Source organism: Arthrobacter sp. zg-Y1143, assembly GCF_030125565.1.
GTDB lineage: Bacteria > Actinomycetota > Actinomycetes > Actinomycetales > Micrococcaceae > Arthrobacter_B.
In genome coordinates this window covers 136,510-148,299 of sequence record NZ_JASKLW010000012.1, presented here as the reverse complement: position 1 = coordinate 148,299, position 11,790 = coordinate 136,510, and the positions used below count along the sequence as shown (strand labels likewise).

General features: G+C 67.3%; 10 protein-coding genes and 1 tRNA gene. 6 read left to right on the top strand and 5 right to left on the bottom strand.

The genetic code is table 11. The features are described from left to right. Positions 1-41 precede the first annotated feature (41 nt). Together QNN98_RS13945 and QNN98_RS13940 are read right to left on the bottom strand one after the other, a co-directional pair. The gene (locus QNN98_RS13945) at positions 42-944 is read right to left on the bottom strand and encodes a DUF2382 domain-containing protein (RefSeq protein WP_283997918.1); all 903 of its coding nucleotides are present in this window, start codon (positions 942-944) and stop codon (positions 42-44) included. 78 nt (positions 945-1,022) lie between these two features. Continuing rightward, positions 1,023-1,712 (bottom strand): hypothetical protein, encoded by a 690-nt coding sequence (locus QNN98_RS13940; RefSeq protein WP_227913234.1) that lies wholly within the window; start codon positions 1,710-1,712, stop codon positions 1,023-1,025. 213 nt (positions 1,713-1,925) lie between these two features. On the opposite strand from QNN98_RS13940, the gene QNN98_RS13935 reads away from it, so the two are divergent. Beyond that, positions 1,926-3,419: an aldehyde dehydrogenase family protein gene (locus QNN98_RS13935; protein ID WP_283997916.1), complete on the top strand. Its 1,494-nt coding sequence runs from the start codon at positions 1,926-1,928 to the stop codon at positions 3,417-3,419. A 118-nt stretch (positions 3,420-3,537) separates the two neighbouring features. Here the strand turns inward: QNN98_RS13935 and QNN98_RS13930 are convergent, their stop codons facing one another. Further along, positions 3,538-5,547: an FAD/NAD(P)-binding protein gene (locus QNN98_RS13930; protein ID WP_283997914.1), complete on the bottom strand. Its 2,010-nt coding sequence runs from the start codon at positions 5,545-5,547 to the stop codon at positions 3,538-3,540. A 91-nt stretch (positions 5,548-5,638) separates the two neighbouring features. Here QNN98_RS13930 and QNN98_RS13925 point away from each other — a divergent pair, with 91 nt between their 5' ends. The 4 genes from QNN98_RS13925 (at position 5,639) to QNN98_RS13910 (ending at position 9,688) form a co-directional block, all read left to right on the top strand. Then, positions 5,639-7,762 (top strand): prolyl oligopeptidase family serine peptidase, encoded by a 2,124-nt coding sequence (locus QNN98_RS13925; protein ID WP_283997913.1) that lies wholly within the window; start codon positions 5,639-5,641, stop codon positions 7,760-7,762. A gap of 107 nt (positions 7,763-7,869) precedes the next feature. Beyond that, positions 7,870-7,960, top strand: a tRNA-Ser gene (locus QNN98_RS13920). Between the two features lie 112 nt (positions 7,961-8,072). Next, positions 8,073-8,621 (top strand): GNAT family N-acetyltransferase, encoded by a 549-nt coding sequence (locus QNN98_RS13915; RefSeq protein WP_283997912.1) that lies wholly within the window; start codon positions 8,073-8,075, stop codon positions 8,619-8,621. Between the two features lie 35 nt (positions 8,622-8,656). Next, positions 8,657-9,688: an aldo/keto reductase gene (locus QNN98_RS13910; RefSeq protein WP_283997911.1), complete on the top strand. Its 1,032-nt coding sequence runs from the start codon at positions 8,657-8,659 to the stop codon at positions 9,686-9,688. A 13-nt stretch (positions 9,689-9,701) separates the two neighbouring features. Here the strand turns inward: QNN98_RS13910 and QNN98_RS13905 are convergent, their stop codons facing one another. Next, the gene (locus tag QNN98_RS13905; RefSeq protein ID WP_283997910.1) at positions 9,702-10,208 is read right to left on the bottom strand and encodes a hypothetical protein; all 507 of its coding nucleotides are present in this window, start codon (positions 10,206-10,208) and stop codon (positions 9,702-9,704) included. An 88-nt stretch (positions 10,209-10,296) separates the two neighbouring features. On the opposite strand from QNN98_RS13905, the gene QNN98_RS13900 reads away from it, so the two are divergent. Next, entirely contained in the window at positions 10,297-11,127 is an 831-nt protein-coding gene (locus QNN98_RS13900) for a crotonase/enoyl-CoA hydratase family protein (RefSeq protein ID WP_227913221.1), read from the top strand. On the opposite strand, the gene QNN98_RS13895 is transcribed toward QNN98_RS13900, so the two are convergent. Continuing rightward, complete coding sequence (locus QNN98_RS13895) at positions 11,112-11,699, bottom strand: hypothetical protein (protein WP_283997909.1); 588 nt, start codon at positions 11,697-11,699, stop codon at positions 11,112-11,114. The two genes, QNN98_RS13900 and QNN98_RS13895, sit on opposite strands and share 16 nt — an antisense overlap. Positions 11,700-11,790: the final 91 nt, after the last annotated feature.

The following is an 11,790-nucleotide window of genomic DNA, read 5'->3' as shown; positions in this document are numbered from 1 at the left end:
AGCCGGCGCGGCTGCCGCTTTCGGGTTGGCACCCGCCGGTGTCAGGAACGGCGGCGCCGGTCCTTGCCGGAGGAACCGCCTTCGCCCTCCATCTCTATTTCTTCCTTGCTCACGTCTTCGCTCACCGTTGCCTCATCGGTGACGGTTTCGGTATCCAGCCGGACACGCTCCACCGGGACGGTCTTCTTATCCACAACCGGCTCTTCGGCGTGCAGCGTCACCTCGTGCTCCTCTTCGCTGATAGCCGGTCCGTCCATCGCAGCATCACGGTTGGCATCGGTGATGGGCTCGCGCTGGATCCTGGCTTCCTCGTGGCTCACCGGGACCGTCTTGGTGACGTTTTCGGTGGTGACGTACTTGCGCAGGCGGGCCCGGCCGGATTCCCGGCTCTGCTTGCCCACGTGCAGCTGCTCCTCGGACCGGGTCATCGCGTCATCGGTTGTGGGACCGGAGGTATCGTGGCCCACCTTGGGGGCATGCTGACCGGGGTTGGAATCCGCAAAGTTGCCGCTGGTGCCCGACGTCGTGGTGGTCCCTGACGTTGTCCCTGACGTGGTCCCTGACGTGGTCCCCGACGTTCCGGCGGTCCTCGAAGTGTCCGTTCCCGATCTGCCGGTTCCGCCGGAAGACGTACCGATGGAGTAGTAGCTGTAAAGCTCGTCCTGTTCCTGCTCGCTGATGTGTCCGTCCTCATCCACCCGGGGAGCATCTTTGATCATGCTCTTGGAATAGGGCACGTGAACCACGGATCCCTCGAGGGTGGCTTCAGCCAGCGGGACAAAGGTTTCGGACGAACCGAAAAGCCCGGTCTTGGTGGTGACCCAGGCCGGCTGCCCGGTTTCGTCATCCAGGTAGACCTCACTGGCGGAGCCGATCTTTTCTCCGTTGGGCCCTTCAACGGTGCCCTTGTTCAGGATGATGTCGATCTGTTCGGTGGTGATCACAGTTGTCTCCGGTTTCTGCGCGGAAAGCGCTGGTGCTGTTGTGTATTCCCCGGCCCCCTCGAGACTTAGTCTGTTGCGTTAGTCGCCGAGCCCCGCCTTATCCACGCGGCGGTGGAAGCGCATGCCGCCCAGGCCGCCCAGGATGGCCCCGAGCAGTGCCACTGCCGCGGCAATGATCGCGGCGATAATCACCGATGCCGTGGCGTTGCCGCCGATCTCCGGGATCTGTGGGAAGCCGTTGAGCTGGACGAGAATGTTGAACTCGTTGCCGGCAATGGCGGCAATAATCGCCGCGACGATGGCGATGACGACGGCCCACACCCACACCGCAATTCCCTGTTTGATGCCGTTGAACCGGGCCATCCGGCCTGCCACATAGCCACCGCAGTAGTAGGCGATGAAGAGAATCACCAGCAAGGTAATGGTCCCGGCCACGCTCACCGTGGTGGAGTCAGCGGATGCGGCGTCGTTGTTGTTGGCCACAAGCACCGCGCCGAATGCTGTTGCCAGCGCGCTGAGCAACACCGTGGTGCCGATGGCGGTAAGCCAGCCGAAAAAGGCCGAGCCGATCTTCACACCGCCGAAACTGGCCTTTTCCCGCTCAACCACACCCTGTCTGCTGGTGTCCGCTTCGCCGTCCGCGCCGGTCCGGAGTCCGTCCGGCGCTGGGTTCGCCCCTGCCCGCGGCCGCTGCCCTGCTTGAGGCCGGTCCGGTCCGGTCCCGGATCCCCGTGCGCGGTCTCCCGCCGCGCTGGCACCTGTGCTCATGAGCTGTGTCCTTCCCGCTGGAACTTCCTCAGTGACAGAAATATCTACAGAAGTACCCCCGGTATGGCTACGGTAAGCGTCTGCAGCCAGAAAAGACAGACTGCTTACTAAATTTTTGTCTTGACCTGGCGGAGCCCCCGGGTTCGGGAATGGAACGGGCATATACCGGCGTTACCATCACCAACACACGTCAAGATTAATCAAGGAGAAATCATGACAACGCAGCTCGAAGCAACCTCCCCGGCCCTCACCGATTGGATTCCCGCCAAGCAGTTCATTGGCGGCCAGTGGCGGGACGGACGCTCTGAAAAGGTACTCACCGACACCAACCCCTTCGACGGATCCCAGCTGCTGACCATGCAGCAGGCCTCCCGCGAGGACCTCGACGACGCGTACGCCGCCGCCGAGGAAGCGCAGAAGGACTGGGCGGCCCGGACCCCCAATGAGCGCCGCGCCGTGATTGCCCGCGCTGCCGAAATCTTCGACGAGCGCCGCGATGAAATCGTTGCCTGGCTCAACGCCGAGTCCGGCAGCACCATGATTAAGGCCAACATTGAAGTTGCTTCCGCGGCTGCAATCACCCGTGAGGCGTCCACCTTCCCGCACCGTGTCTCGGGCAAGATCATGGACTCCAACACCCCCAACAAGGAGCTGCGGGTCTACCGCGGCCCCCTCGGCGTCGTCGGCGTGATCAGCCCCTGGAACTTCCCGCTGCACCTTTCCCAGCGCTCCGTGGCCCCGGCGCTGGCCCTGGGCAACGCCGTGGTGCTGAAGCCGGCCAGTGACACCCCTGTCACCGGTGCACTGATCATTGCCAAGATCTTCGAAGAGGCGGGCCTGCCCGCCGGCGTGCTGAGCGCCGTCGTCGGCGCCGGCTCCGAAATCGGCGACGCGTTTGTGGAGCACCCCACCCCGCGCATGATCTCCTTCACCGGTTCCACCCCGGTGGGCAAGAACATCGGCGCCCTGGCCGCCACCGGCGCCACCCTGAAGTACACGGCGCTGGAGCTCGGCGGCAACAGCCCGTTTGTTGTCCTCGCCGACGCCGACGTGGACCAGGCAGTCCGTGCCGCCGCCATGGGCAAGTTCCTGCACCAGGGACAGATCTGCATGGCAGTGAACCGGATCATCGTTGAAGACGCCGTCTACGACGAGTTCGTGGAGAAGTTCACCGCACACGTGAAGACGCTGAACGCCGGCGATCCGACCGACCCGAAGAACGTGGTGGGCCCGATCATCAACGCCAAGCAGCTTGACGGCCTGAAGACCAAGATTGAGACCGCCAAGTCCGAAGGCGCCCGCCTGGTGCTCGAAGGCCAGGTTCGCGGCCAGGTGCTGTCCCCGACCGTCTTCGCCGACGTCACCAAGGACATGGAACTGGCACGCGAGGAGATCTTCGGTCCCATTGCGGGCATCATGCGCGCCAAGGACGCCGAGGATGCGCTGGCTCTGGCCAACGACACGGATCTGGGCCTGTCCAGCGCCGTGTTCACCTCCAACCTGGAGACGGGTGTTAGCTTCGCCCGCCGCATCAAGGCCGGCATGACCCACGTCAACGATTTCCCGGTCCAGGACGAGGCGCACATTGCCTTCGGCGGCGAGAAGAACTCCGGCCTCGGCCGGTTCAACGGCGAGTGGGCCATTGACGAGTTCACCACCGACCACTCCATCAGCGTCCAGCACGCTCCGCGCGAGTACCCGTTCTAAGCGGAACACACGCCTAACGACGGCGGCCCTGCACCTTTCCGGTGCGGGGCCGCCGTCGTTTCGACCCGGAGTCACCGGGACTGACCGACCCAGCGGCGGGGTTCCGGACGAGGCGGAACTAAGAGCTTGGCAGGGGCACGGCGGCACGCCCGGCGTCGTCCCGTCCAGCCCCCTCCCGCCGCACACCGGATGCGGCTGCCAGCACTGCGGCAGCAATGTCGTCGGCATCCTGCAGCGTGCGCGAGCCTTCCGCGGCGGATGACCCCGCTTCGGCCGCGATGGCCGTGCCCCACTGCACCGAGGACAGCTGCAGGCCCAGCACAAAGAGGTTCTCCACCGGTTCGCCGCTGACGCCCACTGTCCGGTAGGGCGGCATAGTGACGTCCAGGCCGGGGGTTAGCACGGGGGTGCCGTCCGCGGACATCATGACCTTTGGCCGGGCCAGGCCGTCCCGGATGAGCCCGGCCAGCAATGGCGAAACGCTGCGGTCTACCCGGTTGGGCGGCATCATGGCCTCCATGAGCGTGCGTCCGGCGTACTCGGTACCGACCCAGGGCGAGGATGCGGTGAACACACCCCTTGCCTCGTCCACGTCGAACCGCGGATCCGGGCCCACAAAATGCACCACTCCTGCGCGGGTCAGGGCGGCCAGCTGCTCAATCCGTTCCGGCGGCGGGCCGCTTGCGAGGCCTTCCACCAGCGGCTCGAACCAGCCGCGCAGTTCCGCAAGCCATGATGCTTCGGCAAGCCCGCCGTCGGCCACTACCGACTTGAGCAGGGTCCGCCCGGCGTTCAGGGCACCGATGGCCATCTTCAGCGGATCGTCCTCACCGGCGGCGGAACCGGCGGCGTCCTCTTCAAGGTATGCGAGGACGGCGTCGTCGAGGTCCTGGGCGCCCGCGAACGGACGCCGTCCCAGCGGCTGGGCCAGTGCTTCGAGGTTTGTCCGCCGGTCCGCGGGCACGTAGCGGTCCAACACGGCTTCCTTCGCCGCGTCCCACTCCGGACCCGGCAGGTACAGCGCTGCTTCGAGGTCGCCCAGGAAGGCTGAGGGCTCCCCCCGGAGCTCCGTGCCGGCCACCCGGGCCAGCGTGGAGTAGTACGCCCACACGGCATCGCGGTGCAGCAGCGGCCACAGGTCGTGGTCGAAGCCCGGCAACAGTCCGTCCGCACGGAACGCGAGCGCGGTTTCGCGGGTGAACCAACGCAGCCGGATGCTGTGGGGAATGTAGGACTCCAGCCGGGCCTTGGCGCGGTAGGGCGTGCCGCGTCGGGAGGCGGCTACCAGCTTCGGTTCCCGGCCTGAGGGCTCATACCTCAGCGCGCGCCCGGCGGGCAGGCCGGTGGGCACGAACCGGCCGCCGCGGCCCAGTGTCACCGCCGCCATCACGTCGAAGAAGTTCAGGCCGAGTCCGCGGATCAGCACCGGCTCACCGGCGGGCAGGCGGGAGAAGTCGACGTCGGCGGGAACCGCAGGCGGCAGGTAGGTAAGGCCGTGCCGCTCGGCGGCGTCCTGCAGCCGGGCCTGCTCTGCGGACAGCAGCGCCGGCAGGTGGCCCACGGCCAGGACGACGGCGTCAGCGGCCAGAACCTCCCGGCCCTCCACTTCCACCACCAGTCGTCCGTCCGCCGCCCGGGTTACGCCCAGGGCTTCGGTTCGCCGGTGGGTCAGTTCCACTCCGTCCGCAGCGGCCGTTTCCTGCAGCTGCCCGTAGGTCCACTCCAGGTACCGTCCGTATAGTGCCCTGCTGGGAAAATCCGCCGGGCCCAGGGACGCCAGCTCGGCACGGTCACCGGCCGGAAGGCCGGCGGCGGCGCGGGTGCCGGCGGACATCAGTTCACGCCACTGGTTAAAGGACAGCCCCGCCGGGGAGGGCAGCAGGTCCCGAACAGTGTCTCCGGCCGGCACCACGGTGGGGAACAGCGCCGGCGTGTTCATCAGGAACAGCCGGGACTGCCCGGTCCGCCACACATGCCCGGGGCCGGGATTAAACGGATCAATCAGCTCAATAGTCAGCGGTCCCGGCGTCCCAGCGGCACGGCGGCGGCTGAGCAGGCGGTCCACCACGGAGAGTCCGCGCGGGCCTGCGCCGATAACAGCTACCCGGAAACTCTGCGTGTGATCCATGCATCTAGGGTATCGGCAGGGAGAGTCCCTCTATGCCCCGGCTGAGCCAGCCGGGGCTGGCCGGGGCCGGCCGGGAACTAGGATGGGGCCCATGACACCGGCAAACCGCAACGTGGATTCCGCAGAGACCGACGAGTTCCTTTGGCTGGAGGACATCTACGGAGACAAGCAGCTGGACTGGGTGCGGTCCGAGAACAGCATCACCGAGGATCTCCTGTCCCGCACCGGTTTCGAGCGGACGCAGGAGCGGCTGCTGGAAGTCCTGGACTCCACGGACCGCATTCCCATGGTGTCCAAGCGGGGTGGGTACTACTACAACTTCTGGCGTGACGCCGGGCACCCCAAGGGCCTCTGGCGCCGCACCACGTGGGAGAGCTACACCGCTGCGGACACCGAGTGGGAGGTGCTGCTGGACCTGGACGCGCTCAGCGCCGCCGAGGGCACCGAATGGGTGTGGGCCGGCGCCCGGTTCCTGCGTCCCGCGGACGGCACCTCCTACCGCCGTGCCTTGGTGGTCCTCTCCCCCGACGGCGGTGACGCCTCCCGGTACCGGGAGTTCGACGTCGTCGAGAAGGCCTTTGTGCCCGGCGGCTTCGACATTCCCGCAGCCAAAAGCCGCATCAGCTGGGCCGGTGAGGACAGTCTGTACGTGGGCACGGACTTCGGTCCGGGTTCCATGACCACCTCGTCCTACCCCCGCACCAGCCGGGTCCTGCGCCGGGGGCAGGAGCTGCAGGACGCCGAACCGTACTTCGAGGTCCCCGAAGACCACATGATGGCGGTGGTGCAGCGTGACCAGACACCCGGTTTCGAGCGCGACATTGCCGTGGACATCATCGATTTCTACAACAGCCGCACCTTCCTGCGCGAAGGCGGCGAGTGGGTGCAGCTGGACGTGCCCCTGGATGTCACTGTGGACGTGCACCGGCAGTGGCTGCTGCTGCGCCCGCGCAATGACTGGGAGCTCGACGGCGAGACCCACCCGGCCGGGTCCCTGCTGGCCGCGTCGCTGGCGGACTTCACCGGCGGAACCCGGCGGGTGCACCGGATCTTCACCCCGGATGCCGCCGCCGCACTGCAGTCCTGGAGCTGGACCCGGGACCGGCTGCTGCTGAATGTGCTGCGCGATGTCAGCTCCGAGATCCTGGTGCTGGACCCGGCTGACGGGTGGACCGCGGAAATCCTGGATGCCTGCCCGCCGCTGCACGCCGTGGACGCCTTTGCGGTGGACGACGAGGATGAGGAAGCCGGCAATGACTACTGGCTGGTCAGCACCGGGTTCCTGACCCCGTCCACCATGTCCCGCGGCACCCTGCCCGTCGGCGGGGAGGCCGGCTCTGAGGCGGTTGCCGTAAAATCCTCGCCGGCGTTCTTCGACACCACCGGGCTCGCGGTGGAGCAGCACTTTGCCGTATCCGCAGACGGCACCCGCGTGCCGTACTTCCAGGTGGGCCCGGAGGACCTGGTGCTCGACGGCGGCAACCCCACCTTGCTCAACGGGTACGGCGGGTTCGAAGCTTCGCTCACCCCGGCCTACAGCGGCGTAGTGGGCCGCGGGTGGCTGGAGCGGCGCACCACGGATGCCGGCGGAGCCGAACGCCGGGGCGTGTACGTGCTGGCGAACATCCGCGGGGGCGGGGAATACGGTCCGGCCTGGCACCGTGCCGCCCTGCAGGAAAACCGGCACCGGGCGTATGAGGACTTCGCCGCCGTCGCGCAGGACCTCGTGGCCCGCGGCGTGACGTCACGGGAGCACCTGGGCTGCACGGGCCGCAGCAATGGCGGCCTGCTGGTGGGCAACATGCTCACCACCTATCCGCACCTGTTCGGCGCCGTCTCCTGCGGCGTGCCGCTGCTGGACATGCGCCGCTACACCAAGCTTTCCGCCGGATACTCCTGGATTGCCGAATACGGCGATCCGGACGATCCCGAGCAGTGGGACTTTGTAAAGACGTTCTCCCCCTACCACCTGCTGAAGGAAGACGCGGATTACCCTCCCGCCCTGATCTGGACCGCCACCAGCGATGACCGGGTGGGGCCGGTGCAGGCCCGCAAAATGGCCGCCCGGATGAAGGCGCTGGGCGTGGACAACGTCTGGTTCCACGAGTCGCTGGAGGGCGGCCACGCCGGTGCGGCGGACAACCGGCAGTCCGCCCGGATGCACGCCAGGTCCTACGAATTTCTCTGGGAAGCGCTCACCGGCGGACTTGGCTGAGGCGTTTTGCCCTAACCGGCAAGTTGCCGGTAGTCTTGTCAGGCTGGCAGCGGAAGCTGCGGGCCATGCTGGATATGCAGGTTAAATCTGCAGGTTTGACGCATGTTGGAGACGTGCCAGAGCGGCCGAATGGGCTTCACTGCTAATGAAGTGTGGGCCTAAAGCCCACCGGGAGTTCAAATCTCCCCGTCTCCGCCACTAGTCCCCCGGTTTTCCGGGGGACTTTTTGCGTCTATCCCCCAAGATGCCGGTTTTATCCCCCAGCGCTTCCGGACAAATGACAGCGCCGCGGTCGGGTAGATTCGCCTCTGTGACCAACAACAGCATTCGGCTCCAAGGCCCGCGCGTCACCCTGCGGGATATTGAGCCGGGCGACCTCGACGCCGTGCACGCCTTCACGTCCGACCCTACGGTCACTCAGTGGTCCACCTGGGGACCGAACACGCTTGCCGAAACCCGCGCCTTTATCGCCGCAGCCGCCGCTGAAGCCGGCCAGCCCGGGCGGAACCTATTTACCCTCGCCGTACTGGTCGAGGACCGAGTGGTCGGCACCGCCGGTGTTTGGGGAAAAAGTGCCGCCGACAGCACCGGCGAGCTCGGCTACACCCTGCACCAGGACATGTGGGGCCGGGGCATCGGCACCGAAACCGCCGGCCTGCTGCTGGCCCACGCATTCGGACCCATGGGGTTGGAGCGGGTGGAAGCCACCTGCCATCCGGAAAACACCGGTTCGGTGCGTGTGCTGGAGAAGAACGGCTTTGTCTTCGAGGGCAGGCTGCGGGCGCATAAGAAAGTCAACGGAGCGCGCCGTGATTCGTTGTTGTTCGCCGCACTGCCCTCGGACCGGCCCCGCGGATAAGCTGGCAGCCACCCCCTACCGTGAAGGAAGTCTCCATGGAAATGCGTCTTCTGGGCCGCAGCGGCACCGCAGTCAGCAACTATGCGCTGGGCACCATGACCTTTGGCAACGAGTCCGACGAACGGGCTTCACACGCCATCCTCAACGACTACGTCAACGCCGGCGGCAACTTCGTGGACACCGCTGATGTGTACACCTCCGGCGCCTCCGAAGAAATCATCGGCCGCTGGCTGCATGCCAATCCCCGCGCCGCCGCCGACGTCGTACTCGCCACCAAGGGCCGGTTCCCGATGGGGGCCGGCGCCAATGACCTGGGCACGTCCCGCCGGCACCTGCGCCGCGCGCTGGAGGATTCCCTGACCCGGCTGGGGGTGGACCATGTGGACCTCTACCAACTGCACGCGTGGGACCCCTACACGCCGCTGGAGGAAACCCTGGGTTTCCTCCAGGACGCGGTAACGGCCGGGAAAATCAGTTACTACGGGTTGTCCAACTTCACCGGCTGGCAGCTCACCAAGGCGGTTTACACGGCCCGGGAGCACGGCTGGGAACTGCCGGTTACGCTGCAGCCGCAGTACAACCTGCTGGAGCGGGAAATCGAGTCCGAAATTGTTCCGGCAGCGCTCGACGCCGGCCTGGGCCTGCTGCCCTGGTCGCCGCTGGCAGGCGGCTGGCTGACCGGCAAGTATGACCGCGAAACGGTGCCCGCCGGCAACACCCGGGTGGGCGACAACCCTACCCGGCAGTTCCAGGGCTGGGACCTGCGCAGCCACAACGAGCGGACCTGGCGGATTATCGACGAGCTGCGCGCCGTCGCCCAGGTGCACCAGGCGACGCCGGCACAGGTGGCACTGGCCTGGCTGGCGGACCGCCCAGGGGTGACGTCCGTGATTCTGGGCGCCCGCACCACGGACCAGCTGGCCGACAATCTGGGCGCGGCTTTCCTGACGCTCACGCAGGAGGAAACCCAGCGGCTGACCGAGCTGAGCATGCCGCAGGTGGGCAACTATCCGTACGGCCCGGACGGGTTGAACCAGCGCGCCCGGCTACTCGAGGGCGGCCGCTAAAAACCGCTGAACCTCAGGGTTTGAGGAAGTCCTCGGGGCGCAGCTGCTGCGCCCACTTGCTGATTTCTTCTTCCTGCAGCTCATCCGGCTTCGCCGCCGGCGTCGGGTTTTCGGCGCTCGGTGCAGGCTTCCCGTCGGTCTCCGGGATCGGCCGCACGTACGGCTGCGGGTGGGCGGCCATGTTCTGGATGGCGGCCCCCGAGGCGCGGATGCCGGCGCCGGTGAACTGTGCGTAAAGCTTCAGTGCCTTCACGGGCTGGCCCTGCGCCAGCGCGGCGTACACCTGCTGGTGCTGGGCCGCGTTCAGCAGCGACGCCGCTTCCTTGGCCGCCTGGGGGGAGGTGCCGGTTTCCGCCGTGGAACGGGGCCGGGCGGGACGCTGCGCTGCAGGCCGGGTCTTGCCGGTACTGTCCCCGTCGCCGCCCGGAGCTTCAGCTGCCCGGCGCTTCTGGATCCTGCCCACCAGCGCGCTGACAACTGCTATTGAGAGGACAAAAAGAAGAATCACCGCGAGCTCCATACCTCGATCCTAGCTTCGCTTTCTCCGCGCCTTAAAACGGCCGGTATATTGACGTTCACCACAGCCACGGCCTATCAACGGAGATGCCATGACAGCCAGCACCACCACCCAGTTACGGTCCCTCCGAGTCGATATCCGGGACGGGGTGGCGGAAGTGCAGCTGATCGGCCCGTCCAAGGGAAACGCCATGGGGCCGGACTTCTGGACCGAACTGCCCGAGGTGTTTGATGCGCTGAGCACCAACGACGGCGTCCGGTCCGTGCTGCTCTACGGTTCCGGCGGCACGTTCAGTTACGGCCTGGACCTCCCGGCCATGGCCCCGGTCTTCGCCCCGATGCTGGCTGCCGGCGGGATGGACGCGAAACTGCGCGAGGATTTCCGCCGCCGGATCAAGGCCCTCCAGGACTCGGTGAGCTCGCTGGCCCGCTGCGCCAAGCCCGTCATTGCCGCAGTGGACGGCTGGTGCATTGGCGGCGCCATTGACGTGATTGCGGCAGCGGACATCCGCATTTCCTCCCCTGCCGCACGGTTCAGCGTACGGGAGGTCAAAGTGGCCATTGTTGCGGATCTGGGCTCCCTGCAGCGGCTGCCGGCCATCATCGGCGAGGGAGCCACCCGGCACCTGGCCCTGACCGGCGAGGACTTTGATGCCGCCCGCGCCTATGCACTGGGGCTGGTCACGGAACTGGCGGACGACGTCGTCGCACGCGGCCGTGAACTGGCCGCCGCTGTGGCGGCCAATCCCCCGCTGGTAGTGCAGGGCGTCAAACAGGTGATGAACCGGCGGACGCAGGGACCGGTGCAGGACGGCCTGGACTATGTCCAGGTCTGGAACACCGCGTTCCTGGCCAGCCGCGACTTCGGCGAGGCCACCGCCGCGTTCGCTGAGCGCCGCCCGCCGGTCTACCGCGGGGAGTAGCCGGCACGGTCCCGGCGCGGCTCGTCACGGGTGCTTCCTAGCCGCACAACGACGGCGACGGCGGCCGCCGCGGTGAGGGCCGGGATGAGTGCCGCGCCGGTCAGGGACGGGCAAAATGCCAGGACCACGGCGGCAGCCAGTGCCGTCAGGCCGAGCGCGGCGGTCAGTGCCTCCCGCGTACGCAGGGCCAGGAGAATCAGCGCTCCGCCGAACACCGGGCTGAAGACCAGGTCCGGCGTAAAGGGAATGCACAGGACGGCCAGTGCAGCCAGTGCGGCCATGGCTCCCCGCTGAACCCGGATGCCCTGCCGGGTTTCCGCCCGGGCGGTGAGGAACCAGGCGGCGAGAAGCAGTGCCGCGGCCAGGATGCCGGCGCCGAAACTCATCAGTTGCGTACCGGCCCAGTTCTGCGGGAGGAAGGGCAGCCTGCCGGCCCCGGCAAGCTGCCAGGCCGTGCCCAGCAGCGCGCCTATTCCGGTCGCTGCGGACAGGTGCCGGCCCGCCCGTCGGTCCGCCGGACGCGCATCCGCTGTGCCTGCCGTGACGATGCGCGTGTTAGATGCTGCGGCCATGCCGTCCCCCGGTCTGCGGCCCGGTTGGATACCGGGGTTCCGGGAAATCTAGCATGCCCCGGCCTGGTGCCCCGCCGGAACCCCGGCCGTA

What these genes read in the sequence shown, in the direction of transcription:
- QNN98_RS13940 (WP_227913234.1), bottom strand. Translation starts at nt 1,712, where the DNA reads ATGAGCACAGGTGCCAGCGCGGCGGGAGACCGCGCACGGGGATCCGGG.
- QNN98_RS13935 (WP_283997916.1), top strand. Translation starts at nt 1,926, where the DNA reads ATGACAACGCAGCTCGAAGCAACCTCCCCGGCCCTCACCGATTGGATT.
- QNN98_RS13930 (WP_283997914.1), bottom strand. Translation starts at nt 5,547, where the DNA reads ATGGATCACACGCAGAGTTTCCGGGTAGCTGTTATCGGCGCAGGCCCG.
- QNN98_RS13925 (WP_283997913.1), top strand. Translation starts at nt 5,639, where the DNA reads ATGACACCGGCAAACCGCAACGTGGATTCCGCAGAGACCGACGAGTTC.
- QNN98_RS13910 (WP_283997911.1), top strand. Translation starts at nt 8,657, where the DNA reads ATGGAAATGCGTCTTCTGGGCCGCAGCGGCACCGCAGTCAGCAACTAT.
- QNN98_RS13905 (WP_283997910.1), bottom strand. Translation starts at nt 10,208, where the DNA reads ATGGAGCTCGCGGTGATTCTTCTTTTTGTCCTCTCAATAGCAGTTGTC.
- QNN98_RS13900 (WP_227913221.1), top strand. Translation starts at nt 10,297, where the DNA reads ATGACAGCCAGCACCACCACCCAGTTACGGTCCCTCCGAGTCGATATC.
- QNN98_RS13895 (WP_283997909.1), bottom strand. Translation starts at nt 11,699, where the DNA reads ATGGCCGCAGCATCTAACACGCGCATCGTCACGGCAGGCACAGCGGAT.